At 59.8% G+C, this 23,438-nt stretch carries 23 protein-coding genes; 11 read left to right on the top strand and 12 right to left on the bottom strand.

Annotated elements, in window-relative coordinates; all coding sequences use genetic code 11:
- Positions 1 to 244 precede the first annotated feature (244 nt).
- Together rpsT and H9Q10_RS09465 are read right to left on the bottom strand one after the other, a co-directional pair.
- The gene (gene rpsT, locus H9Q10_RS09460; RefSeq protein ID WP_003823349.1) at positions 245 to 508 is read right to left on the bottom strand and encodes a 30S ribosomal protein S20; all 264 of its coding nucleotides are present in this window, start codon (positions 506 to 508) and stop codon (positions 245 to 247) included.
- A 274-nt stretch (positions 509 to 782) separates the two neighbouring features.
- Positions 783 to 1,856, bottom strand: a complete 1,074-nt coding sequence (locus H9Q10_RS09465; protein ID WP_197903720.1) for an AI-2E family transporter — start codon at positions 1,854 to 1,856, stop codon at positions 783 to 785.
- A 236-nt stretch (positions 1,857 to 2,092) separates the two neighbouring features.
- On the opposite strand from H9Q10_RS09465, the gene H9Q10_RS09470 reads away from it, so the two are divergent.
- Positions 2,093 to 2,956, top strand: a complete 864-nt coding sequence (locus H9Q10_RS09470; RefSeq protein ID WP_197903721.1) for a DUF1853 family protein — start codon at positions 2,093 to 2,095, stop codon at positions 2,954 to 2,956.
- A 108-nt stretch (positions 2,957 to 3,064) separates the two neighbouring features.
- On the opposite strand, the gene glnD is transcribed toward H9Q10_RS09470, so the two are convergent.
- Both glnD and H9Q10_RS09480 read right to left on the bottom strand, forming a co-directional pair.
- Positions 3,065 to 5,632, bottom strand: a complete 2,568-nt coding sequence (glnD, locus tag H9Q10_RS09475) for a [protein-PII] uridylyltransferase (RefSeq protein ID WP_197903722.1) — start codon at positions 5,630 to 5,632, stop codon at positions 3,065 to 3,067.
- A 161-nt stretch (positions 5,633 to 5,793) separates the two neighbouring features.
- A complete protein-coding gene (locus H9Q10_RS09480) occupies positions 5,794 to 6,303 on the bottom strand; it encodes a hypothetical protein (protein WP_197903723.1) in 510 nt (169 codons plus the stop codon).
- 625 nt (positions 6,304 to 6,928) lie between these two features.
- On the opposite strand from H9Q10_RS09480, the gene H9Q10_RS09485 reads away from it, so the two are divergent.
- The 5 genes from H9Q10_RS09485 (at position 6,929) to H9Q10_RS09505 (ending at position 10,627) form a co-directional block, all read left to right on the top strand.
- Positions 6,929 to 7,723 carry an NUDIX domain-containing protein gene (locus H9Q10_RS09485; RefSeq protein WP_238480194.1) on the top strand — a complete coding sequence of 265 codons (795 nt, stop codon included), beginning with the start codon at positions 6,929 to 6,931 and terminating at the stop codon, positions 7,721 to 7,723.
- 98 nt (positions 7,724 to 7,821) lie between these two features.
- Positions 7,822 to 8,253, top strand: a complete 432-nt coding sequence (locus H9Q10_RS09490) for a hypothetical protein (protein WP_197903725.1) — start codon at positions 7,822 to 7,824, stop codon at positions 8,251 to 8,253.
- A 44-nt stretch (positions 8,254 to 8,297) separates the two neighbouring features.
- Entirely contained in the window at positions 8,298 to 9,464 is a 1,167-nt protein-coding gene (hemW, locus tag H9Q10_RS09495) for a radical SAM family heme chaperone HemW (protein ID WP_197903726.1), read from the top strand.
- Between the two features lie 71 nt (positions 9,465 to 9,535).
- Entirely contained in the window at positions 9,536 to 10,048 is a 513-nt protein-coding gene (locus H9Q10_RS09500; protein ID WP_197903727.1) for a hypothetical protein, read from the top strand.
- Positions 10,049 to 10,195: 147 nt separating this feature from the next.
- Positions 10,196 to 10,627 (top strand): hypothetical protein, encoded by a 432-nt coding sequence (locus H9Q10_RS09505; RefSeq protein WP_197903728.1) that lies wholly within the window; start codon positions 10,196 to 10,198, stop codon positions 10,625 to 10,627.
- A 103-nt stretch (positions 10,628 to 10,730) separates the two neighbouring features.
- Here H9Q10_RS09505 and H9Q10_RS09510 read toward each other — a convergent pair whose 3' ends face one another.
- Complete coding sequence (locus H9Q10_RS09510) at positions 10,731 to 11,195, bottom strand: universal stress protein (protein WP_197903729.1); 465 nt, start codon at positions 11,193 to 11,195, stop codon at positions 10,731 to 10,733.
- Between the two features lie 173 nt (positions 11,196 to 11,368).
- Between H9Q10_RS09510 and H9Q10_RS09515 the strand changes: the two genes are divergently transcribed.
- Both H9Q10_RS09515 and H9Q10_RS09520 read left to right on the top strand, forming a co-directional pair.
- Positions 11,369 to 12,145: a tRNA threonylcarbamoyladenosine dehydratase gene (locus tag H9Q10_RS09515; protein ID WP_197903730.1), complete on the top strand. Its 777-nt coding sequence runs from the start codon at positions 11,369 to 11,371 to the stop codon at positions 12,143 to 12,145.
- 24 nt (positions 12,146 to 12,169) lie between these two features.
- On the top strand, positions 12,170 to 12,643 hold the full coding sequence (locus H9Q10_RS09520) for an Aca2/YdiL-like domain-containing protein (protein ID WP_197903731.1): 474 nt from the start codon (positions 12,170 to 12,172) through the stop codon (positions 12,641 to 12,643).
- Between the two features lie 168 nt (positions 12,644 to 12,811).
- On the opposite strand, the gene ubiT is transcribed toward H9Q10_RS09520, so the two are convergent.
- The 7 genes from ubiT to ubiU form a co-directional block, all read right to left on the bottom strand.
- A complete protein-coding gene (ubiT, locus tag H9Q10_RS09525) occupies positions 12,812 to 13,255 on the bottom strand; it encodes a ubiquinone anaerobic biosynthesis accessory factor UbiT (protein ID WP_197903732.1) in 444 nt (147 codons plus the stop codon).
- A gap of 137 nt (positions 13,256 to 13,392) precedes the next feature.
- Positions 13,393 to 13,767 carry an Imm1 family immunity protein gene (locus H9Q10_RS09530; protein WP_197903733.1) on the bottom strand — a complete coding sequence of 125 codons (375 nt, stop codon included), beginning with the start codon at positions 13,765 to 13,767 and terminating at the stop codon, positions 13,393 to 13,395.
- Between the two features lie 79 nt (positions 13,768 to 13,846).
- Positions 13,847 to 14,767 carry a U32 family peptidase gene (locus H9Q10_RS09535; RefSeq protein ID WP_197903735.1) on the bottom strand — a complete coding sequence of 307 codons (921 nt, stop codon included), beginning with the start codon at positions 14,765 to 14,767 and terminating at the stop codon, positions 13,847 to 13,849.
- 26 nt (positions 14,768 to 14,793) lie between these two features.
- A complete protein-coding gene (locus tag H9Q10_RS09540) occupies positions 14,794 to 15,126 on the bottom strand; it encodes a hypothetical protein (RefSeq protein WP_197903737.1) in 333 nt (110 codons plus the stop codon).
- Between the two features lie 90 nt (positions 15,127 to 15,216).
- Entirely contained in the window at positions 15,217 to 15,492 is a 276-nt protein-coding gene (locus tag H9Q10_RS09545) for a hypothetical protein (RefSeq protein WP_197903738.1), read from the bottom strand.
- A 19-nt stretch (positions 15,493 to 15,511) separates the two neighbouring features.
- Positions 15,512 to 16,033 (bottom strand): hypothetical protein, encoded by a 522-nt coding sequence (locus H9Q10_RS09550; RefSeq protein ID WP_197903740.1) that lies wholly within the window; start codon positions 16,031 to 16,033, stop codon positions 15,512 to 15,514.
- Positions 16,034 to 16,236: 203 nt separating this feature from the next.
- Positions 16,237 to 17,310 (bottom strand): ubiquinone anaerobic biosynthesis protein UbiU, encoded by a 1,074-nt coding sequence (gene ubiU / locus H9Q10_RS09555; RefSeq protein WP_238480188.1) that lies wholly within the window; start codon positions 17,308 to 17,310, stop codon positions 16,237 to 16,239.
- Between the two features lie 326 nt (positions 17,311 to 17,636).
- Here ubiU and alaS point away from each other — a divergent pair, with 326 nt between their 5' ends.
- The 3 genes from alaS to ubiD all read left to right on the top strand — a co-directional run bounded on the left by alaS (position 17,637) and on the right by ubiD (position 23,438).
- The gene (gene alaS, locus H9Q10_RS09560; RefSeq protein WP_197903741.1) at positions 17,637 to 20,537 is read left to right on the top strand and encodes an alanine--tRNA ligase; all 2,901 of its coding nucleotides are present in this window, start codon (positions 17,637 to 17,639) and stop codon (positions 20,535 to 20,537) included.
- Between the two features lie 280 nt (positions 20,538 to 20,817).
- The gene (gene pip / locus H9Q10_RS09565; protein WP_197903932.1) at positions 20,818 to 21,756 is read left to right on the top strand and encodes a prolyl aminopeptidase; all 939 of its coding nucleotides are present in this window, start codon (positions 20,818 to 20,820) and stop codon (positions 21,754 to 21,756) included.
- A gap of 203 nt (positions 21,757 to 21,959) precedes the next feature.
- Complete coding sequence (ubiD, locus tag H9Q10_RS09570; RefSeq protein WP_197903742.1) at positions 21,960 to 23,438, top strand: 4-hydroxy-3-polyprenylbenzoate decarboxylase; 1,479 nt, start codon at positions 21,960 to 21,962, stop codon at positions 23,436 to 23,438.

Below are 23,438 nucleotides of genomic sequence, written 5' to 3' on the forward strand. Positions count from 1 at the left end.
TTGCGGCTGAAAATTTTCAGGTAGCCGCTAGGCTTACTTGCCTAAACCCGGCGATGCCAGCGAGGCCTGAACCACTTCCTCACCCAAAGAATTGGCATCGGGCAGATAAGGGGAAAGCAACGGAACCGCAAGTCAGCACAGAGAGCAAGGCAAAGCAACGCAGTCCTGATACAAACTTAATCCGCTATAAACAAAGCCGCATCCGTTTATCACTGGATGCGGCAGCATTTATGCAGGCAACGGCTTAGGCCATGGCTTTGATTTTGGCGGCCAAGCGGCTCTTATGGCGGGCAGCCTTGTTTTTGTGGAACACGCCTTTGTCGGCAATGCGGTCCATCACTTTGGTGGCAGCCACGAATTCGGCTTGGGCGGCGGCTTTGTCGCCACTTTCAACAACTTTCAAAACTTTCTTTACCGCAGTGCGGAAAGCAGTACGCAGGCTGGCATTGTGTGCACGGTTTTTCTGCGACTGGCGGGCGCGTTTGCGTGCCTGGGCGCTATTGGCCATATGAAAAATCTCCTGATAAGTAAATAAAATCCGTAAGCGCGGCATTTTACTGGCGATGTTGCCTAAATGCAAGCAGGTATCGGCGCTTTTCCAACGGAGTGCGGCGGGTGGGCGGACATACAACAAAGCGCCGGCGGAAAGGCTGCCTGAAAGCATACGCCTCAATGCGAGTTGAAGCGATGTTTCGGCGCAGCCAACGCTGGGATTTTGCGCAGTTAACATTCCGGCAGTGGCAAATCGCCTGCTTTCAGGCGGCCATGATGCCCAGCCGGCCTCACTTCTCGCTGCGGTAAAACCGGCTGCCCATATAAGCCGAAGCCGCTTCGCGCAGCAGTACCAGCGTTACCGCCGCCAAAGGCAGCGCCAGCAGCATGCCCACGAAACCGAACAGGCTGCCGAAGGCCATCAGGGCGAAAATCACCCAAAACGGCGACAGGCCGATGCGGTCGCCCACAATCTTCGGCGTGATGAAAAAGCTTTCCAGGAACTGCCCCACCGCAAACACCGCCCACACCGTGAGCAGCCCCTGCCAGGTGCCGAATTGCAACAGCGCCGCCATTGTGGCCAGCAAAAGGCCGGTGAATGCCCCCAAATACGGCACAAACACCAACAGCCCGGCCACCATGCCGATGGCAAAGCCCGATTCCAGCCCTGCCAGCATCAGGCCCAAACCATAAAGCAGCCCCATCACCAGCATCACCGTGAGCTGCCCGCGCAAAAACTCGCCCAACACCGTATCCATATTGCCGCCGATGCGCGTGTAGGCCGCCAGATAGCGTCGCGGCACCATCTTCCTGATGCCTTCTGTCCAGCGCGCCCAATCCAGCAGGAAATAGTAGAGCAAAAAGGGCAGCAGCGCCAAATTGCCCGCCATCGAAACCAGGCTGCCGCCCTGCGCCATCAGCGCCGGCACCGCCTTGGAAAGATTGGCGCGGATGCTGCCCAAATGCTGGGTGAGCAGCGCCGTTACCGATTCCTCGTTCAGCACAAAATGCGTGCCCAACGCATGATTCAGCCACGGCAGCGCCTTCTGCTGCACAAACGCCACCAGTGCCGGCAATTTTTCCAGCAAACTGCCAAACTGCTGCACCAGCATCGGCACCACAATCAGCAGCAGCAGCACCAACAGCAGCAGCGCAAACACCATCACCAGCATCGAAGCCGTTGCCCGCCCCACCCCGCGCCGGCAAAGCTTCCCCACCAGCGGATTCAAAATATAGGCCAGCACCGCCGACGCAATAAACGGCGAGAGCACATCCCGCATCTGCACCACCAGCGCCACCACCGTGAGCAACACCGCCAAGCCCACCGCCCACGGCAGCCACCCGCGTTTTTTTGCCTGATACATCTGTCTTTCCCTATTAAAATAAACCTTTCCGGCCAAGCGCCGTGAGGCGCGCATTATCCGGTGTCACACAGCAAAAAACAAATTATTTGCCACACCGGCCATACTATAAGGCCAACTGAAAACATCTGCTTCAACGTCATTAAATCCAGCAAACCGTTTCTCAGGTAGCCCGAAACCTTTCCAAATCCACTTATTTTCAGGTAGCCTTACACCCGCCTCCAACCACACCCCCAACCATGAACTACGCCCTCGATGCCATCTGGTGGCGGCTGCGCCACCCCGCCGCTCGCGACCTCGCCGCCATCCTCACCGCCCCGCCCCTATGGCACAGCGGCTGCGAGCTCCCCGTATCCCAACTGCTCGGCGAACACGGCTTCCGTTTCCTGCTCGCCCTCGATAGCGCCCCCACCCCCTTGCAACACTGGCTTGAGCAAGAAGCCCCCTTCGGCCACCGCCTCGGCCACTACGCCGAAAGCCTGCTCGCCTTCTGGCTCACCCACGCCCCCCACTGCCGGCTCATCGCCCGCAACCACCCCATCCGCGATGAAAACGGCCGCACCCTCGGCGCCGCCGACTTCCTCTGCCTCATCGGCCAACAGCCCCACCACCTCGAGCTCACCTGCAAATACTACGGCGGCCGCAGCCCCTCCGACCTACGCGGCCTCAATCCTACCGACACCCTCCCCCGCAAAGCCGCCAAACTGGAACAACAAAGCCGCCTACTACTCAGCCCCGCTGCCCAAGCCCAACTGCCCGACAGCTTCCAAGGCTACCTGAAATCTCCCCACGCCCTGCTCCACACCGCCACCCTCGTCCGCGGCATCGGCTTCACCCCCAGCGGCACCCTCAACGACGCCCCGCTCAACCCCCTCGGCTGGAGCGGCCTGCTGCTGGCCGACTGGGCAGACTACCTCGCCCAGCCCCAACAACGCTTCCACCCTCTGCCCCGCCTCGCCTACCTTGCCCCCGCCCGCATTCCCATCGAACACACCCTCAGCGCCACCGAACTCGCCCACCAACCGCCCGGTCTCGCCGCCGTGGTCGAGCCGCGCCCCGACGGCCTGTGGCACGAAACCCAGCGCCTGATGCGCCTGCCATAACCGTTTGAAAGCACAGCCCGATGATTTTCAGGTAGCCTCCCATCCAGCTTAAAGGTTACCTGAAAATATTTCAGGTAGCCTTTTCCATTTCCCAACACCAGCCCGGCGCTAACTCCCAATCCGCTCCAGCAGCATCTGCTCCAGCTTGAGCTGGAAGGCGGTGTCGGCCAGCTGCGGGTGGCGGATGAGGAAGCTGTCTTCCACGCGCTCGTCGAAGGTGGCGATGGCGGCGTAGCTGAGGCTGATGTTGAGCTGCGAGAGCACATCGGCGATGTCGGCCAACAGAAAGGCGCGGTTGGCGGTGATGATTTCCAGCGTGTATTCGCCGGGGCTTTCTTCAGCGGAAAGGGTGATGCGCGGGGCGATGGGCAGGTGGCGCAGGCGGCGGCTCAACACGCGCGGTGCGGGCTCGGCAGCAGCAGCGGGCGGGCTGCGCACGAATTTGTCCAGCGCCTGCTGCAGGCGGCCGCTGATGCGCCGGATGTCGCCGGGCAGACAGTTGGCGGGCAGTTGCAGCACGAAGGTGTCGAGGATGTATTGGTGCGCGGTGACATAGGCGTGCGCGGCGAGGATGCCGAGCTGGTGGCGGCCGAACAGGCGGCACAGGCCGGCAAACAAGCGGTCGCGGTTGGGCATCAGCACCATCACCTGCAGGCCGCCTGCCTCGGGCAATTCGCGGATGTGTGCCTGCGGCGCTTCGGCATCAGCGGCCAGAAAGGGCAAGTGCCACAAAATGATGTCCGCGCTGTGACGCACGAAATAGGCCTGTCCCAACTGCTGCCACAGCCGGCGGCATTCCGCCTCGCCCGCGCCTGCATCGGCCAGCGCCTGCCGCGCCTTCTGTTGGCGGCGGCTCACCGCCATATCGCGGCTGGGCGTTTCGCCGCCGAAGTATTGCAGCGCGGAGCGGAACAGCGATTCGAGCAGGCTCGCTTTCCAGGCATTCCAGATTTTCGGGTTGGTGCCGCGCATATCGGCCACAGTAAGCAGGTAGAGCGCGGTGAGCCGCTCGGGCGTTTGCACTTGGCGGCAGAAAGCGGCCACCACCGCCGGGTCTTGAATATCCTCCTTCTGCGCGGTGAGCGACATCAGCAGATGGCTGCCCACCAGCCATTCCAGCAAATCGGCTTCTTCCGCGCTCAGGAAATGGTCGGCGGCAAAGCGGCGCGCATCTTCGCGGCCCAGCTCGGCGTGGTCGCCGCCGCGCCCTTTGGCGATGTCGTGAAACAGCGCGGCCAGATAGAGTATCGGTTGGCGCGGGAAGCCGTGCATCAGCGCGCTGGCAAAGGGCAGCTCGTGGCTGTGTGCCTCCAAGGCCAGGCGGCGCATATTGCGCACCACCATCAGGATATGGTCGTCCACCGGATAAACGTGAAACAGGTCGTGCTGCAACAGCCCCACAATCTTGCCCCACTCGGGCAGGTAGCGCGCCAGCACGCCGTAGAGGTTTAAAAAACGTAAGAGGTGGGTGAGCCCGCCGCCATGGCGGAAGAAGCCCACGAAGCGGCGGCGGTTGGCCTCATCGGCATAAAACCGCCCATCCATTTCCTGCTGCACCGCCTGCCACCAGGCGCGCAGCGTTTCCGGCGCCAGGCCGGAGAGGTCGCTGTGCTGCTGCCAGCGTTCCAAAATCTTGAAAATATGCTGCGGCTCGCGGCGAAACAGGGTTTTGTCGCGCACGGCGATGAGGTTGTTTACCTGAAAATAATGTTCGTCTAAATCGTGCACCACGCGCGGCAGCGGCGAATAAATCCGCCCGCGCAGCATCGGCAGCAGGATGCCGCCCAGCTGCTTCACAGTTTTCACCGCGCGGTAGAGCGAGTGCATCAGGCGCTCGCTGCGCCGCTGCTTGCTTTCGTCATCGAAGCCCAAAGCCAGCGCCACCTGCGGCTGCAAATCGAAACGCAGCTGCTCCTGCGGCTTGCCGGCGGCTAAGTGCAGCTCGATGCGGATGCACGCCAGCCGGCGGTGGCTGCGGCGCAGCATATCCATTTCGGTGCGGGTGAGGATGCGCTGGCGCGCCAGTTGCTGCAATTGCGGCGCCATGCCCTGCACCCGCGCCAGCCACAGCATGGTGTGGATATCGCGCAGGCCGCCGGGGCAGGTTTTCAGGTTGGGCTCCAGGCTGCTGCCCGCCTGCGCCTTGAGGTGGCGCTGCTGCAATTCCAAGAGTTTGCCTTCGGCAAAAGCGGCAGGGTTGCGCTGGATGTCCAGTTCGCGCCGCAGCCGCTCGAACACTTCGGCGCTGCCGTCGAGCAGGCGCGCTTCGAGCAGCGAGGTGTCGCCGGTTAAGTCTTCCGCCGCGCCGGCGCACAGCTCGGCCACGCTGCCGGTTTTCAGCGAGGGGCTCAAGCCCATGTCCCACAAGGCTTGCAGCCATTCTTCCACCTTCTGCTGCTGCGCCTCGTTCAGTTGCCCGGCGGCAGCGATGCCCAAATCCACATCGGAAAAAGGATACATCTCGCCGCGCCCGAAACCGCCCAACGCCATCAGCGCCAGCGGGTGCCGCTCCTGCGTCGGCAACATCCGCCGCCACAGCGCCACCACGGTTTGCGACAATGCGGCGCCGTAGTCGGCAAAAAAACGCTGCGGATTGCGGTGGGCTCGGTAGTCGGCAATGATTTGCTGCTTGCGCCCGGCCAGCTCCTGCGCCAAAGTGTGTACGGTTTGCGGCATGGTGTTTTTCTGGGTTGTCTGATAAGGAGGAAGATTGTAGCGCGCGGGGCGGCTGCCCTCCAAACAAGAAAGGCTACCTGAAAATGGAAAATGATTTTTCAGGTAGCCTGATGCCGGAGCATCAGCAGGGTTGCGGGCGGAACCGCCCAGCCTGCCGTTAATTAACGGCCGTTACGGAAGCGGCGGCCGCAAATTTGCATCGCCCGCTCGGATTTGCGGATGAACTCTTGTTTTTCCCGCGTGCTCATTTGCCCGCGCCAATCGGCTTCCAGCGTGCGCTGATAAACTTGGGCGCTGGGAAACTGCTTAACGAATTCTTCGTGGACGCAGTTGCACACATTGCTGATCTGCGCGCGGCTGAGTTCTGTGTCGGCCAGGCCTTGGGTGCACCCGTCTACGAGATCGGCGCGGTATTTCTGGGGGAGGTTGCGGATATTTTCCTCAGTAACACGGCGCGCCTCCTCGTCGATACGGCGGTCTTCCTCGTATGTGGGCTCGCGGTATTCTTGATAGTGTTGATAGGGTTGTTGCCGCTGTACTCCACGATTGCCACGAAGCACTTCTTCATTGATGTAGCCCTCGTTTACTCCGTTTGCCCAAGCCAAACCTGCGCCGCATAACAACACCGCCGCCAATGCGCCCGCCGCCGTGTTGATTAGGGTTCGTTTCATTTTGCTGCTCCTGTGTTTTCAGAGTGGGGAAAGTGTTGCCGATGGCGCGGATTTTACTAAAAAACAAAATTTTGTAAACATCCTTTCCGCAGCAGCAGGCTACCTGAAAATGGAGCTTCCGAAGGAAGCGGAGTTTCTGCGGAGCTAAAACGATGTCTTGGCGCAGCCAAGGCTGAGTTTCTGCGAAGCTAAAGCGCCAGCTTCAACCAAGTTAAAAACGAGCCGAGCCGATTTCACTCAACGATGGCTTAACCCCCATGCCCCGCCGCCGTTGCCCGCCGCCGCCCGCTCCAGTAAACTGCCCGCCTCTGCACTTTCCTCCCCTGCCGCCATGCCCAGCCCCCTTAACCTCCGCAACGGAATCATCACTTTCGACCATTTCTCCTGGCTGCTGGAACACGCCGATGAAAACCCTGCCGACCTGCTTTTGGGCGAAGACCTACTGCAAATCAGCTTCTTCGGCGGGCAATATCTGCTCGATGTGGGCTGGTACGCCGCTGCCGCGCCGCAGGGGCGGTTTACCGTGCTGCTGGTGGGCAATCAGGATTGGGAGCACCCGCTGCGCCGCCTGCACACCCGCCAAATCGCCCAACTGCCCGAGCTGATCAACGGCTGCATTGATTGGCTGCACCAACATTGCGCCGATACCCGCCCCCTGCTGCACGTGGTGGCCGGCATTGTGTATAACGCGCGCGGCGAGGTGTTGCTCAGCTCGCGCCCCGAGGGCAAGGCCTATGCGGGCTATTGGGAATTTGCCGGCGGCAAGGTGGAGCCGGGCGAGGGCGAGCTGGCTGCGCTGCGGCGCGAGCTGGCGGAAGAGCTGGGCATCCGCATCGAGGCCGCCGTGCCGTGGCTCACCAAAATCCACAGTTATGAACACGCCCGCGTGCGGCTGCGCTTTTTCCGCGTGCCGCCTGATGCTTGGCACGGGCAGTTGCAGGCGCGTGAAGGCCAGCAATGGCGCTGGCAGGAGCCGGGGCGCTATACGGTGTCGCCCATGCTGCCGGCCAATGCAGCCTTGCTGAATGCGCTGGCGGTGCCCACGGCGTTTTCAGGTAGCCTGCATGCAGGTTTGCGCTCGGCAGACGGCGCTTTTTGCGTGTTGCCGCCCGATACGCCCCACCCGCCGCCGGGCAGCCGCCTGCTGTCTAGCCTGGCCGACTTGGCCGCCGCTGCGCCGCGCGGGGTGCGCCGCTGGCCGCTGGTGCGCTCGGCACGGGAAGTGGCGCTGGCGGCGGAAGCCGGGGCCGAAGCGGCGGTGTGGCCGGTGGGCGACGAAGCGGCGGCAGAACAGGCGTGCACGGCCTTGGCCGAGGGCGTGGCGCTGCCGCTGGTGCTGCTGCCTTGCGATGCGGCGCTGGCGCCGCGTTATGCCGAGCGCTGGCTGGCGGCTGGGGCGCATGCGGTGGTGCAGGGGTGATAAGCTGAAACACCAGCTTCAACGCGATTAAAACGAAGTTAAAATGAGCAAATCAAATTTTGCTGACAATCAACCGAAACTTTTTCAGGTAGCCTCTTATGCCCCTCTCCCCCCGCGCCAAAACCCTGCTCGCCTTGGCCGTGCTGCTGGCGCTGGCGGGCGGCCATTTCGCCGTGCGCCAGTGGCGTGCCGCGCAACAGCCCGCCGCAGCCGCCGCACCGCAAGCCTGCAACCCGCGCCAGGGCTGCTCCCTGCCCAACGGCAGCCGCATCCGTTTTGCCGCCGCGCTGCGCGAGCCGTTTGATATCGAATTGGAAAACGTGCCGCCCGAAGTGCGGCGGGTGGAAGTGAGCTTCAGCATGGCAAACATGGATATGGGCTTCAACCGCTACCCGCTCGCCCGCCGGCCAAACGGCTCTTGGCTGGCCGCGCAAATCCGCCTGCCGGTGTGCACCGACCGGCGCCACGACTACTTAGCCGACGTGCGCATCGGCGAACAGGTTTTTCAGGTAGCCTTTGAAGCACAATAGCCAAAGCACCGATTCATTTTCCCCAATCCAAACACCACACACCCATGCCCCTACTGCAAACCCCCGGCCTCAGCGCCCCGCCGCCCCTCTCGCTCTATATCCACATCCCCTGGTGCATCCAGAAATGCCCCTATTGCGACTTCAATTCCCACCGCCTCAAGCCCGACACCGATGAAGCCGCCTACATCAGCGCCCTGCTCGCCGACCTGCAACACGAGCTGCCCCATATTTGGGGCCGCCCCGTGGAAACCGTCTTCATCGGCGGCGGCACCCCCAGCGTGTTTTCCGCCGAAGGCATCAACCGCCTGCTCGGCGGCGTGCGCGCCCTCGTGCGCCTGAGGCCCGAAGCCGAAATCACCCTCGAAGCCAACCCCGGCACCTTCGAGCAGGCCCGTTTCCAAGGCTACGCCGAAGCCGGCGTGAACCGCCTCTCGCTCGGCATCCAAAGCTTCGACGATGCCAAACTCAAAGCCCTCGGCCGCATCCACAACGGCCATGAAGCCCGCGCCGCCATCGAAGCCGCCCTCGCCATCTTCCCCCGCGTGAACACCGACATCATGTATGCCCTGCCCCGCCAAACCCCCGCAGAAGCCCGGCAAGACATCCAAACCGCCATCGATTCCGGCGTATCCCACATCAGCGCCTACCACCTCACCATGGAGCCCAACACCCCCTTCGGCCGCACCCCGCCGCCCGGCATCCCCGAAGAAGACGCTGCCTACGACATCGAACAAGCCGTACACCAAGCCCTGCTCGCCGCCGGCTTTGCGCACTACGAAACCAGCGCCTTCGCCCGCGCCGGCCAAACATGCCGCCACAACCTCAACTACTGGCAATTCGGCGACTACATCGGCATCGGCGCCGGCGCCCACGGCAAACTCAGCAGCCACAGCGGCATCACCCGCACCGCCCGCGCCCGCCACCCCCGCAGCTACCTCGCCGCCATGCAGGGCAACCCCGCCGAAGCCGTCGAACGTTTTCAGGTAGCCCCCGGCGAGCTGCCCTTCGAATTCATGCTCAACGCCATGCGCCTTACCCAAGGCGTGCCCACCCACCTCTTCGCCGAGCGCACCGGCCTTTCCCTCGCCGCCATCGCCCGCCCCCTGCAAAGCGCCGTCCGGCTCGGCCTGATCGACCCCAGCCCCGCCCTGCTGCGCCCCACCGAACGCGGCCAGCGCTACCTGAACGATTTGCTGCAACTATTCTTGTAAACCCCATTCCCGACCGTGCAAAGGCTACCTGAAAACCGATACGGCATAAGCCTGTTTGTTGCCTGGAGAATATGATGAAACCTTATTACCTGCTGCTTTCCCTGCTGCTGCTCGGCGCGTGCCGCAAGGGCGAACCGCCCGTGGTCAATCACGAAATCACTCTGCCCGAAGCCGTGCAGGGGCAGGGTTATTATGCCGAAGCGGATTTGCCGTTTTCCCATTTGCAGGAGCGGTGGACGGTGCCGGTAAACAGCGGCTTCACGCTCGCCGTGCTCGACAGCGGGGGCGGCACGCGTATTGCTTTGTCCCACAGCGGCGCGCAACCGTATCGGGAGCTTGGGGAGACCTTGGAGGTGGACGGCAGCACCGGCGGCGGCAGCCTGTATGAGCACCACCATGCGGCGCTGTATGTGAAAGTGCACCGCGCCGATGACCCGAAATTGCAGCAGTGCACGCCGCTGCGCCCCAAACCCGGCGTGCTGATGTATGATTGCAGCGAACTGAACCGCCGCCTCGAACAGGCCAGGCAGGACGGCACGCTGTGCGAAAAATATCCGGAAGAATGCACGTTGAAGGTTGATTGAACTATTGAAAAATAACCGGTAAGTCTGGCATAAATGTCCAATCCATTCAAACCAAAAGGCTACCTGAAAATTTTCAGGTAGCCTTCTTGCCAGCATATCCCGCTATCGGTATTATGCCTTTTAATTTCAACCCACAAGGAGCAAACCATGCAACCCTATCCGCCCCCTTCCCACCCTGCCCACAACCTGCTGCGCCTCAGCCTGCTTGCCGGCGCTGTTTTCCTGTTTGCCGGCTGCTCTCTTAGCAGCCAACTTACCCGCAGCATGAGCAAATCCATCGGCAAACCCTTCAGTGAAGTCGTTCGCGAACACGGCCAACGCCCTGTGTTCGGCCCAACCAGAGAGAGCAACAACCGCTACCGCTACACCTACAAATACTACCGCACCCGCTATGCCGGTACCGAAAACCTCGGCACCTACAACAACCCCGGCATAGGCACCGGCCGCACCACCTATTTTGCCCATGTCTGCTATGCACGCGACCTTATCCAAACCTATTGGACTGACGCCAACGGCATTGTGGTGGATGGAACTTGGCATCTCAGCCGCGAATGGCGGATTGACTGCAACGAACGTTAACACCACGCACCGCATCCCGCCAGCCTCTAAGGCTGCCTGAAAACCAAAAGGCTACCTGAAAATTTTCAGGTAGCCTTCATTTATCCCAATTCAAACCGCAGCCTTAAGCCTCACGGCGGATAATCAGCAGCGGCAGGCGGGTTTCGCGCATCACGGTTTCGGCGAAGCTGCCCATCAAGAGGTGCATCAGGCCGGTGCGGCCGTGCGTGCCCAGCACCAAAAGGTCGGCCTTCTGCTCGGTGGCGTAGTCCACCAGGCTCTTGGCCATGTCGCGCGCATTTTTGCTGATCACCAGCAAATGGCGGCCGATTTGCGCGTTTTCGCCCAGCATGCCGCGCGCCTGCTTGACGGCGGCATCCAGAATGGCGTTGCCCTGCTCGGTGGCGGCGGTTTCGTAGTTTTCATACTGCAAAAACTCGGGCGCCACGGTGGCCACGTATTCGGCCGGGTTGGCCACGTGCACCAGCGTGAGCGCCGCGCCGGTGGCCTGCGCCAGCCCGCAGGCCTGTTTGAGCGCATGCTGCGAAGTACGGCTGCCGTCTACTGCAATCACGATTTGTTTGTACATACTCTTCTCCTGAGTGAACAATATTCCGATGCCTCCGCGCCCGGGCGGGAAACACCCTCAAATCTCCGCTCGCACACCGGCAACAGCCGCCGAACGGGTCTTCCTGATACGTTTACAGTATAATACCGAAGTGCCGAATGTGCCATTTTTTCCGATTGCTTTTGCTCAAAACGATGACAGATTTTTCCCCAAACAGCCGCCGCTTCGGCGGCATTTCCCGCCTCTACGGCGCCGCCGCCCTGCAACAATTTGCCAACGCGCACGTGTGCGTGGTGGGCGTGGGCGGCGTGGGCTCCTGGGCGGTGGAGGCGCTGGCGCGCAGCGGCGTGGGCCGGCTCACGCTGATTGATTTGGACAACGTGGCCGAATCCAACACCAACCGCCAGCTCCACGCCCTCACCGACAATTTCGGCCTGCCCAAGGTAACCGCGCTGCACCGGCGCATCCTGCAAATCAACCCGGCCTGCAGCGTGCGCGAAATCGAAGATTTTGTGGATGCTGAAAACGTGGGCACGCTCTTTGCCGAGCCGTTTGACTTTGTGATCGACGCCATCGACCAAGTGCGCGTGAAGGCCGCCATGTCCGCGCATTTTGTGGCGCGGAAGCAGGCGTTTGTGGTATCCGGCGGCGCGGGCGGCCAGCGCGACCCCGCCCTCATCCGCCGCGCCGACCTCGCCCGCACCACCCACGACCCGCTGCTGGCCAACCTGCGCTACACCCTGCGCCGCCGCCACGGCTTCCCGCGTGACCCCAAACAGCGCATGAAAGTGAGCTGCATTTATTCCGAAGAAAACGTTACCCCGCCGCAAATCGAGGCCGCCTGCGAAACCGATGCCGCGCCGCAGGGCCTCTCCTGCGCGGGCTACGGCGCCAGTATGCTGGTTACCGCCGCCTTCGGCCTGTTTTGCGCGCAGGCGGCTATCGAACACCTGGCCGCCCAAGTCAAATAAATTGCTTATTCCAAAAGGACAACCATGTCTCCCATCGAACTGAAAGCCCTGCGCCTCAACCTGAACCTCACCGCGGCCGAAGCCGGCCAAGCCCTCGTGCCCAACGTGGATTTCCCCCACGGCGCCACCGCCGCAGAATGGGAAAGCTGGGAAGCCGGCGAGGCGGCCATCCCGCTGCACGTGGTGGCCGCCGTGGAAACCCGCCTCAACCAGAAATACCAGGCCATCGACGACTACGCCGAGCAAATCGCCCGCCAGGCCGAAGGCGGCGAGCCCGCCATCGCCTTGTGGTATCCCGACGAGCGCTCCTGCATCGGCATTGCCGACTGGCGCATCAGCCAGAGCGTGGCCGGCGAAGTGGCCGCCATGGGCGGGCGCGTGGTACTGTTCGACGCCGAAGCCTACCGCGCCTGGCGCGAGCAGTACGGCCACGCCGCCGACACCCCCGCCAACCGCCGGCGCTGGGCGCAGGAACAGTTTGCCGCGAGCCGGGCTTAATCGGTTTATCCGTAAGCAATAAAAGGCTACCTGAAAACTTCGCTTTCTGCGGAAGCGTCGTTTCAGGTAGCCTTTTATTGCTGATAAGCGGTATGGATAGCTTTTTCAGGTAGCCTTTTCTGTATCCCTTCGGGCTACCTGAAAAATATTTGGCACAGATATGGCCGCCTATTCAAACATCTGCTGCCATTGCGCCAGCCGCTCGGCAAACGGCCACTCCACGCTGTCGAGCAGGTTTTTGGCAATCAGCCCCAATTCGGTGTCGCCTTCGATTTGCAATTTGCGTTTGAAAAACAGGGTGTCGGGGTCTTCTTCGCGCAGCATCATGCGCAGGAAGTCGGCGCTGTTGGCAGCCAAGCGCAGGTCGGGCGCGCCTTCAAAATCCCTGTCCAAAAAGCGTTCGCCATCAGCGGTAAAACGCACGCTGATGCCCGCGTCCAGTACGTCGATTTCGAAGGTGCGGCCGGCAAACAGGCTCATGTCGGCGGGCAGGAGGCCGCGTTTCAGCATGATATTCAGGGTCTTGACCAAGGCAAAACGCGGCGGCAGGGCGGGCAGGCGGCGGCCGATTGCGGCGCACCATTGGGGCAGGATGATGTCGGGGAGGGGCATGATGGTTTCCTTTTCCGTTTCGTTCGGACTTTATTTTGGCTTTGCCGAAAATTCGCTTTCTTCGGGAACGTTGTTTTCACTGCGTTGAAGCTTACACTTTCAGGTAACCTTTCAACCGAGTTTGACTGTTTCCATTTTTAAAGCTCTTGCCAATGTATATTTTCAGGCCGGGCTTGCTGTTTGAAAAATGCCAACGCCGCCGTTTCCATCTCTCGCTCCTCAACGACGCTGGAACACGGCAATTCGATTGTTGTGCCGTTGTTGTTCTCGTAAAACACGCATATCCCTCCCCGATGCGGATGATTGCCTGCCGAGATGTGGCTTTCTCCGTCAGCCATATAGTACAGAACACATTGGTTGGATTTCACAAAAATATTCAGTTGTGGAAACCCGTTTTCCGCATGGCTTAAGATGAAATGGTTGGCTGAATATTTATGCCTTGTTTTCAATAACTTTCTCAAGCATTCTTCATCCCTTACCACAAATTCCGCTAAAAAATCATCCAAATACATTTGAGCCTCTTTACTATCCCTATATGTGCTGTCTGATCTCTAACGATAAGTTGGCAACGTAATTTTCAGGTAGCCTTTTTCAAGCGGCGTGATTGCCGTAGGCTTGGCGGTGGGCTTCCACGGCCTCTATGCCGGGCTTGCCCAGCCAATAGCCGTCCACGGGGGTGCCGGTGGCGAGGCGGGCGAGTTCGGGCAGGGCTTCGTCCAAACTGATTTGGCCGTCGAGCACGGCGCGGTGTAGGGCGATGATGCGCGGCATGTCGGTGAGCTGGGGCGAGAGGCGCAGGATGTGTACGCCGATGGCGGCCATGTCGGCGTGGTGCGGCAGCAGGCATTGGCTGCCGTAGGACATGGTTTGGATGCCGTTGATGGTGAGGAAGGGTTGGCCTTCGCGGGTGTTCATGGTGAGGCCGTGTTCGTGGTCGAGGCAGCGGAATTCGCAGCTGTCTTTGTTGAGGTTGTAGTGCCGAGCGGTGAAGCAGCGGGAGGAGTAGGCTAGGGGGATTTTGCCCCAAGCGAAGATTTCGGTTTCGATGTTTTGTGATGCGGCGGCGATGGCGGCGACTTTGCCGCGTTCGAGTTCGGCGGGGGCGACCCAGCGGTATGCACCGAGGTTTTGGAAGAGTTGCAGGGTGGCTTCGTTGTAGATGTTGAGGCTGGCGCCGGCTACGATGGGGATGTCGTGTTCGCGGGCGAGTTTGACCGCGCCCATGTCGTTGGCTTCAATTTTGAATTGGCTTTGGCCGGTGATTTTGCGCAGGCGTTTGAGGTCGGATTCGCTTTCGAGCAGCACTTGGGAGGAAAGGATGATTTCTTTGCCGCTGTCGGCGAGGTCTTGGGCGAGGCCGAACCAGTCGTCGAAACGCATTTTCTGGCGGCGGGAGCAGACGGTTTCGCCCAGATAGATGGTGTCGAGCGGGGTGTCGAGCATGGCGGCGTAGAATTCGAGCAGGGTTTCTTTCTGCCAGAAGAATTGCACGGGGGCGAGGGAGAGTTTCATGGGTGTTCCTTTTTTCAGGTAGCCTTTCAGACGGCCTGATTGTGTTCGGCTTCGGCGGCATAAATATATTGCATCAGGCTTTCGATAAAGGCGGCCAGGTCGCGCTGCCACGAATGGCGGTTGGTTTTGGTGAAATACAGCGAGATTTCGGGCTTTTCCATTAAGTAGCAGCCGAAGCTGGCATACAGCGGCGTGATGCCGGTGTCGTGGGCGTTGTGGAAGGCGATGCTGAGCGGCAGGGTGAAATAGGGGTGCGCCAGCGTCCACACGGCGGGGAAGGCGGGGGTGTCTTCTTCGGCGGCCACGGTAAGGTCGTGTTTGTAGAGGGCGTTGCGCAGGTCTTCGATGTGTTTTTTCATGCTCTTATTTTTCGCACTGTTTTTCAGGTAGCCTTTTCAGACGGCCTGAGAGGCTACCTGAAAATTCTTCCGGCCTGTTGCATTTGCCGTTCACCGGCTTTGCGTGATGAGAACGGTTTGCCGGCTTTCTCGGGCGATATAGACGCACACGTCTTTCAAACCGGAAACTTCCAGCCAGTCCGCAGCGGGCACTTCTTCATAAAAGTGAACCAAATCGCACACGGTTTCCCGGCAAGGTACATTCTTGTGAATTTCGACGCGGCAGCGGGACAAATCGATATTCAGCTTGGCGGCAAAACTTTCCGCATCGCGAACCGCCTGCACAATCAGCGCAACATATTCGGGGGCAATCTCGAAACTCATCATTTCCTTCCCACTTGCCGGTTCAGGCCAATTCTTCGTTCACGATTTCGCGCCGTTTCCCCTGCGGGCTGATGAGTTCGATGACCAGCGCGTCCATGCCGTCTTGTTGCAACTGCTCGAAGCTGACGGTGTTGCCGTTGGCCAGTTCGATTTTGCCGTTTTCATCGCAGAAATCTTCGCGTTCGGCGGCGTAGTCAATGTTGTAAAAGGCGCGGATTTCGATTTGATACAGGGTGTCGTCCAAATCTTGCAGCGGGCGGTTTGCCAGCGTTTCTTCAGAATATTCATCGCACAGCATGGCGTTGTAGCCGTGCCGTCCGCCGTCGAACAACAGGATTTCGCGCCCGCTTTCCGGCTCGACCGCGGTGATTTTGGCGGGCGCGGCTTCGGTATCGGTAATCAGGCCGTCACAAAGTTCGCCGTAGTAGCGGATGCGGAAACGGCTTGCGCCGTCCAGCGCGATAGCGAAGCGGTATTCGGTTTGGTCGGGGCTGTGCAGGCTGCCGAGGCGGACATAGGCTTGCAGGTGGGTGGGTACGGGCATGATGTTTCCTTTGTATATTGGTTTTCAGACGGCCTTGAGGCTACCTGAAAATGTGTGCTTCAGGCAATTTGAGCTACAAATCTCGTTTTAACTTCGTTGAAGTTCACGCTTTCAGGTAGCCTTTTCAGACGGCCTGAGAGGCTACCTGAAAACGAACGCAGAGAGTTTCTGCGAAGCTAAAAATATCCGAGGCCGTCTGAAACCTACTTCCAAGGCCGGTTGTACGCGCCCAGCGTGCTCTGGCTGCCTTCGGAAACCTTGCCCAAAGCCGCATCCCACGCGGGGGTTACGCGGTAGTGCGCGGGGTCGGCGGCGGCCGCGTCCAAAGCCTGCCGCAGCGTGCGCGTTACCTGCGCGGTGTACATCGGGCTGCGCTGGCGGCCTTCCACCTTCACCGCCGCCACGCCGATTTTAATCAGCTCGGGCAGCACGGAGAGCACGTTCAGGCTGGTGGGCTCTTCCAGCGCGTAGTAGGTTTCATCGTTCACTTCAAAACGGCCTTTGCATAGCGTGGGGTAGCCCGCCGGTTCGTCTTGGTTGAACTGGTCGATCAGCACCCGGTTAAGCCGCACGTTCATCTTGTCGGGCAGTTGCTCCCACCGCACGGCCTTGGCGGGCGAACACACGCCCTGCATATTCGGTGATTCGCCCGTGGCGTAGCTCGACAGGATGCAACGCCCTTCCACCATCACGCACAGACTGCCGAAGCCGAACACTTCAATCTCCACATCCGTGTTGTCTATCACATGCTTCACCTGGTCGATGGTGAGCACGCGCGGCAGCACGGCGCGGCGGATGCCGAACAACTCGCGCATCAGGTTAATCGCTTCATAATTGGTGGCCGAACCCTGCACCGACATGTGCAGGCGCAAATCGGGATGCTTTTTGCAGGCGTAATCCATCACGGCGGGGTCGGCCACTATCACCGCGTCCGCGCCCAAATCGGCGGCGGTGTCCACCGCGTGCTGCCAGCGTGCCACCTGCCCGGCTTGGGCGTAAGTGTTGATGGCCATCAGCACGTGCCGCCCGCGCTCGTGGGCGTAGCGGATGCCTTCGATGGTGGATTTTTGGTCGAAATTCAGGCCGGGGAAATTGCGCGCGTTGGTGGCGTCTTTCAGCCCCATGTACACCGTGTCTGCGCCGTTGTCCACGGCGGTTTTCAGGGCGGGCAGGTTGCCGGCGGGGCAGACGAGTTCGGGCGCTTTGCCGCGCGCTGCGGGCTGCGGCTTGGCGGCGGGGCGGGTTTGATGGGTGGGCTGGAAATCGTCGAACAGCATGGCTGGGCTCGCTTTGGGCAGGTTAGGTTAGGCATTCTAGGGGGATTGCCGGGCGCGGGCGCTGATTTAAATCAAGCCTAAGAAGTGCAAAATATTTTTTAGCTTCGCAGAAACTCAAAAAAATTGAAACGCAGCGCAAAGATGCCCCGCAAAGCCCAAACCTTCCCGCCCGATTGCAAGCCGCCCGTTCCTACTTTATTTTTCAGGTAGCCTCCCGCCGCCAGGTAGGATGCAGTAAAATCACGCCCAATTTTTGTTATCGGGCGGCTTGTGCGCCAAGCTGCCCGAGGCTACCTGAAAATCTATCTTCACTGTAAAGAGACACCATGAAAACCAAAGAACTGCGCAAAAAATTCCAGCAATTTTTCCAAAGCAAAGGCCACACCGTTGTTCCCTCCTCCAGCCTCGTTCCCCACGACGACCCGACCCTGCTGTTTACCAACGCGGGCATGAACCAGTTTAAAGACGTGTTCCTCGGCTTCGACAAACGCCCCTACACCCGCGCCACCACCGCGCAAAAATGCGTGCGCGCCGGCGGCAAACACAACGACTTGGAAAACGTCGGCTACACCGCCCGCCACCACACCTTCTTTGAAATGATGGGCAACTTCTCCTTCGGCGACTACTTCAAACGCGACGCAATTCATTTTGCCTGGGAATTTCTGACTTCCCCCGAATGGCTGAGTATCCCCAAAGAAAAACTCTTGGCGACCGTTTACGCTGAAGACGATGAAGCCTACAACATCTGGTTGAACGAAATCGGCATGCCCGCCGAACGCATCGTCCGCATCGGTGACAACAAAGGCGCGAAATACGCCTCCGACAACTTCTGGCAGATGGGCGACACAGGTCCCTGCGGCCCCTGCTCCGAAATCTTCTACGACCACGGCGAAGAAATCTGGGGCGGCATCCCCGGCAGCCCAGAAGAAGACGGCGACCGCTGGATTGAAATTTGGAACTGCGTGTTCATGCAGTTCAACCGCGACGAGCAGGGCAACATGAACCCGCTGCCCAAACCCTCCGTCGATACCGGCATGGGCTTGGAGCGCATGGCCGCCGTCATGCAGCATGTCCACAGCAACTACGAAATCGACCTGTTCCAAGACCTGCTCAAAGCCGTCGCCCGCGAAACCGGCGCACCGTTCAGCATGGAAGAACCCAGCCTGAAAGTCATCGCCGACCACATCCGCTCCTGCTCCTTCCTGATTGCCGACGGCGTGATGCCCTCCAACGAAGGACGCGGCTATGTGTTGCGCCGCATCATCCGCCGCGCCGTCCGCCACGGCTACAAACTCGGCCAGAAAAACCCCTTCTTCTACAAACTCGTGCCCGATTTGGTCAAAGAAATGGGCGACGCCTACCCAGAGCTGAAAGAAAAACAGACGCAGATTATGGAAGCCCTGCGCGGCGAAGAAACCCGCTTCGGCGAAACGCTGGAAAAAGGCATGGGCCTGTTCAACCAAGTATGGCACGGCATGGCCTTCCTCAAACTCGAAAGCCTGCTGCCTACCGAAGGCAGCGGCCAGCCTTTGGCCTTAAAAACCGCAGACGGCATCGAATTTTTTGCCGAAGCGCGCAACACGACCGACCGCAAACAGGTGGTGCTGTCCACCCGTGAAGCAGGTCGTCTGAACGAAAAAGCCGTGTTCGATTTGCAAGATATATGGAACAACGCCGACAAACCGGTTCCCGAAAAAAACCGCCCCTTTTCCGAAGCCCTAGAAGGCTACCTGAAAAACAACATCGCCAACAGCAAACTCATCATGCCCGGCGAAGCCGTGTTCAAACTCTACGACACCTACGGTTTCCCGTATGACCTGACCGCCGACATGGCGCGCGAACTGGGCATCGACTTGGACGAAGAAGGCTTCGAGCGCGAAATGGAAGCCCAACGCGCCCGCGCCCGCGCCGCACAAAACTTCAAAGCCGACCTCCAAGTTGCCTACGACGGCGCAGACACCGAATTCAAAGGCTACACCGAACGTCAAAGCGAAGCCAAAATCCTCGCCCTCTACAAAGACGGACAACCCGTGGACGAACTTGCAGCAGGCGAAGGCGGCATCATCGTCCTCGACCGAACCCCGTTCTACGCAGAATCCGGCGGCCAAGTCGGCGATGTCGGTTATATCTTCGCAGGCGAAAACCGCTTCCAAGTCGGCGACACCCAAAAAATCAAAGCCGCCGTACACGGCCACTTCGGCAACGTAGTATCAGGTCGTCTGAAAGTCGGCGACGCCGTGACCGCCCAAGTGGACAGCCAAATCCGCGAAGCCATCATGCGCAACCACAGCGTTACCCACCTCATGCACAAAGCCCTACGCGACGTACTCGGCACACACGTCGAACAAAAAGGCAGCCTGCAAAACGCCGAACTGACCCGTTTCGACATCTCCCATCCGCAAGGTATTACAGCGGATGAAATCGCCGAAGTCGAACGCCGCGTCAACGCCGCAATTATCGCCAACGTACCCGTCAAAGTAGAAACCATGTCCATTGAAGACGCCCAAAAATCCGGCGCCATGATGCTCTTCGGCGAAAAATACGGCGATCTCGTCCGCGTCATCACCATGGGCGACTACTCCACCGAACTTTGCGGCGGCACACACGTTACCCACACCGGCGAAATCGGCTTCTTCAAAATCATCAGCGAAGGCGGCATCGCTGCAGGTATCCGCCGCGTCGAAGCCATTACCGGCCTTACCGCCCTCGCATGGGCACAAAACCAAGAAAGCCTGGTGAAAAACATCATCGCCGAAGTCAAAGCCCAAACCGAAAAAGACGTCCTCGCCAAAATCCAAGCCAACGCCGCAAACGCCAAAGCCTTGGAAAAAGAATTGGCACGCGCCAAAGCCGAACTCGCCGTCCACGCAGGCGCAAAACTTTTGGACAATGCCAAAGACCTGGGGGCAGCCAAACTCGTCGCCGCCCAAATCGAAGCCGACGCAGCCGCCCTGCGCGAAATCGTGACCGACCTGACCGGAAAATCCGACAACGCCGTGATTCTTTTGGCGGCAGCCAATGACGGCAAAGTCTCCCTCTGCGCCGGCGTATCCAAAGCCCTGACCGGCAAAATCAAAGCCGGCGACCTCGTCAAATTTGCCGCCGAACAAGTCGGCGGCAAAGGCGGTGGCCGCCCGGATTTGGCACAGGCAGGGGGGACGGATGCCGCTAAATTGCCTGAGATGCTGGGGAGTGTGGAAGGTTGGGTTAGCAGCAAGTTGGCTTAAATCAATTCCATACTAATGAAAGGCTACCTGAATTTTTCAGGTAGCCTTTTTGCGCACCACACCTACCTAATCCAAACAACGCCGCTATTTTTGCAAAGCCGCCACAATTATGCCGCAACAAACTTTTACAAAACTTCAAGAAACTAGCAGAATGGTGTATCATTCACATTACCGATGCGCTGGAGGCTGTCCACGCGGGCGGCAAACGGCATATCGATCAAGCAGTTCGTTTAGGCAATACCGACATCCGTTTGAAGTTTGAATTAAGGAGAAAACTATGTTGTATCCGATTCAAGAACCCTTCCGCAGCGGCATGCTGCCCGTATCCGAGCTCCACACAATCTATTGGGAAGAAAGCGGCAACCCCGCCGGTATTCCCGTCATTTTCCTGCACGGCGGCCCCGGCGCAGGCTCCAGCCCCGCCTGCCGAGGCTTTTTCAACCCCGAAAAATACCGAATCGTCATCATCGACCAGCGCGGCAGCGGCAAATCCACCCCCTATGCCGAAACCCGCGAAAACACCACCTGGGATTTGGTGGAAGACATTGAAAAAGTGCGCGAAATGCTCGGCATCGACACTTGGCTGGTGTTCGGCGGATCATGGGGCAGCACCCTCGCCCTGGCCTATGCCGAAACCCACCCCGACCGCGTGCGCGGCCTCGTGCTGAGAGGCGTATTCCTCTGCCGCCAGCTCGAAATCAACTGGCTGAGCGAAGAAGGCGGCGTGAGCATGATTTACCCCGAGCAATGGCAGCGCTATCTGGCCGGTGTGCCGGTTGAACAGCGCCGCGGCTCCTTAGTGGAAGCCTACTATTGGCTGCTCAATTCGCCCGATCCTGCCGTGCACCTGCCTGCCGCCAAAGCCTGGGCTGATTGGGAAAGCTGGCTGATTTGGTTCGACCCCAAACCGGTAGATGAAGACCCGCAGGCCTCCCTCGCCATCGCCCGCTTCGAAAACTACTATTTCGTGCATCAAGGCTGGCTGCAGGGCGACAAATCCATCCTGGCCAACGCCCACAAAATCCGGCATATCCCCACCATCATCGTGCAAGGCCGCTACGACCTCTGCACCCCCACCCGCAGCGCGTGGGATTTAAAACAGGCCTTGCCGCAAGCCGATTTGCGCATTATCCAAAGCGGCCACTACGCGCAAAACCCCGCCATCGCCGAAGCTCTGGTGCAAGCCACCGACGAATTCGCCGAACGGCTCGGCGGCTGACACTCCCCCGCTTAAATCGTTCGCGATGCAGGCTACCTGAATTTCAGGTAGCCTTTTTTATGCCCGATGATGCTACCTGAAACAAGCACACCTCTCTTTGCCAGACTCCGCACCAGAACAGCTATAATGCCCGCCATTCAATCAGGCTACCTGAAAACTGTATCCCCGCATTTTCAGGTAGCCTCTTTAGGAAGCAATCAGCCATGAAATACCAAGACCTCCGCGACTTCACCGCCCTACTCGAACAACAAGGCAAACTCAAACGCATCGCCCATCCCGTTTCGCCGCATCTGGAAATGACCGAAATCGCCGACCGTGTGCTGCGTGCCGAAGGGCCGGCATTGCTGTTTGAAAACCCTGTCCGTCCCGATGGCACGCGCTACGATTATCCCGTGCTGGCGAACCTGTTCGGCACGCCCGAGCGCGTGGCGATGGGCATGGGTGCGGACAATGTGTCCAAGCTGCGCGAAATCGGGCAGACGCTGGCGTATCTGAAAGAACCCGAGCCGCCCAAAGACATTAAAGACGCGTTTTCCAAGCTGCCGCTGTTGAAAGACATTTGGAGCATGGCACCGAACGTGGTGAAAACCGCGCCGTGTCAGCAAATCGTGTGGGAAGGCGAAGCAGTTGATTTATATCAGCTTCCGATTCAACACTGCTGGCCGGAAGACGTTGCGCCGCTGGTAACGTGGGGCTTGACCGTCACGCGCGGGCCGCACAAAAAACGTCAAAACTTGGGCATTTACCGCCAGCAGTTAATCGGCAGAAACAAGCTGATTATGCGTTGGCTGGCGCATCGCGGCGGCGCGTTGGACTATCAGGCGTTCCGCCGCGAAAATCCCGACACGCCGTATCCTGTCGCCGTGGTGCTGGGCTGCGACCCCGCCACCATTTTGGGCGCGGTCACGCCCGTTCCCGACACTTTGAGCGAATACCAGTTTGCCGGACTGCTGCGCGGTTCGCGCACGGAGCTGGTGAAATGTATCGGCAGCGATTTGCAAGTGCCCGCCCGCGCCGAAATCGTGTTGGAAGGCGTGATTCATCCGAACGAAACCGCGCTGGAAGGCCCATACGGCGACCACACGGGCTATTACAACGAGCAGGATTATTTCCCCGTGTTCACGGTCGAGCGCATCACCATGCGCGAAAACCCGATTTACCATTCCACCTACACGGGCAAACCGCCCGACGAACCCGCCGTTTTGGGCGTGGCGTTGAACGAAGTGTTCGTACCGCTCTTGCAAAAGCAGTTTCCCGAAATCACCGATTTCTACCTGCCGCCCGAAGGCTGCTCCTACCGCATGGCGGTGGTGGGCATGAAAAAACAGTACGCCGGACACGCCAAGCGCGTGATGATGGGCTGCTGGTCATTCCTGCGCCAGTTTATGTACACCAAATTCATTATCGTGGTCGATGACGATGTGGACGTGCGCGACTGGAAGGAAGTCATTTGGGCAGTCACCACGCGCATGGACCCCGTGCGCGATACGGTGCTGATGGAAAATACGCCCATCGACTACCTCGACTTCGCCAGCCCCGTCAGCGGACTCGGCGGCAAAATGGGCTTGGACGCGACCAACAAATGGCCGGGCGAAACACAGCGCGAATGGGGGAGGGTGATTGAAAAAGACCCGGCGGTAACGGCAAAGGTTGATGCGGTTTGGGCGGAGTTGGGGCTGTAA

Source organism: Eikenella glucosivorans, from assembly GCF_016025525.2.
Taxonomy (GTDB): Bacteria; Pseudomonadota; Gammaproteobacteria; order Burkholderiales; family Neisseriaceae; genus Eikenella; species Eikenella glucosivorans.

Coding starts and splice junctions, on each gene's coding strand:
- H9Q10_RS09505 (WP_197903728.1), top strand. CDS start 10,196: ATGCAACCCTATCCGCCCCCTTCCCACCCTGCCCACAACCTGCTGCGC.
- ubiU (WP_238480188.1), bottom strand. CDS start 17,310: ATGCTGTTCGACGATTTCCAGCCCACCCATCAAACCCGCCCCGCCGCC.
- H9Q10_RS09515 (WP_197903730.1), top strand. CDS start 11,369: ATGACAGATTTTTCCCCAAACAGCCGCCGCTTCGGCGGCATTTCCCGC.
- ubiT (WP_197903732.1), bottom strand. CDS start 13,255: ATGCCCCTCCCCGACATCATCCTGCCCCAATGGTGCGCCGCAATCGGC.
- hemW (WP_197903726.1), top strand. CDS start 8,298: ATGCCCCTACTGCAAACCCCCGGCCTCAGCGCCCCGCCGCCCCTCTCG.
- H9Q10_RS09530 (WP_197903733.1), bottom strand. CDS start 13,767: ATGTATTTGGATGATTTTTTAGCGGAATTTGTGGTAAGGGATGAAGAA.
- H9Q10_RS09520 (WP_197903731.1), top strand. CDS start 12,170: ATGTCTCCCATCGAACTGAAAGCCCTGCGCCTCAACCTGAACCTCACC.
- H9Q10_RS09500 (WP_197903727.1), top strand. CDS start 9,536: ATGATGAAACCTTATTACCTGCTGCTTTCCCTGCTGCTGCTCGGCGCG.
- H9Q10_RS09550 (WP_197903740.1), bottom strand. CDS start 16,033: ATGCCCGTACCCACCCACCTGCAAGCCTATGTCCGCCTCGGCAGCCTG.
- H9Q10_RS09470 (WP_197903721.1), top strand. CDS start 2,093: ATGAACTACGCCCTCGATGCCATCTGGTGGCGGCTGCGCCACCCCGCC.
- rpsT (WP_003823349.1), bottom strand. CDS start 508: ATGGCCAATAGCGCCCAGGCACGCAAACGCGCCCGCCAGTCGCAGAAA.
- H9Q10_RS09535 (WP_197903735.1), bottom strand. CDS start 14,767: ATGAAACTCTCCCTCGCCCCCGTGCAATTCTTCTGGCAGAAAGAAACC.
- H9Q10_RS09545 (WP_197903738.1), bottom strand. CDS start 15,492: ATGATGAGTTTCGAGATTGCCCCCGAATATGTTGCGCTGATTGTGCAG.
- H9Q10_RS09465 (WP_197903720.1), bottom strand. CDS start 1,856: ATGTATCAGGCAAAAAAACGCGGGTGGCTGCCGTGGGCGGTGGGCTTG.
- ubiD (WP_197903742.1), top strand. CDS start 21,960: ATGAAATACCAAGACCTCCGCGACTTCACCGCCCTACTCGAACAACAA.
- H9Q10_RS09480 (WP_197903723.1), bottom strand. CDS start 6,303: ATGAAACGAACCCTAATCAACACGGCGGCGGGCGCATTGGCGGCGGTG.
- H9Q10_RS09510 (WP_197903729.1), bottom strand. CDS start 11,195: ATGTACAAACAAATCGTGATTGCAGTAGACGGCAGCCGTACTTCGCAG.
- H9Q10_RS09490 (WP_197903725.1), top strand. CDS start 7,822: ATGCCCCTCTCCCCCCGCGCCAAAACCCTGCTCGCCTTGGCCGTGCTG.
- glnD (WP_197903722.1), bottom strand. CDS start 5,632: ATGCCGCAAACCGTACACACTTTGGCGCAGGAGCTGGCCGGGCGCAAG.
- H9Q10_RS09540 (WP_197903737.1), bottom strand. CDS start 15,126: ATGAAAAAACACATCGAAGACCTGCGCAACGCCCTCTACAAACACGAC.
- alaS (WP_197903741.1), top strand. CDS start 17,637: ATGAAAACCAAAGAACTGCGCAAAAAATTCCAGCAATTTTTCCAAAGC.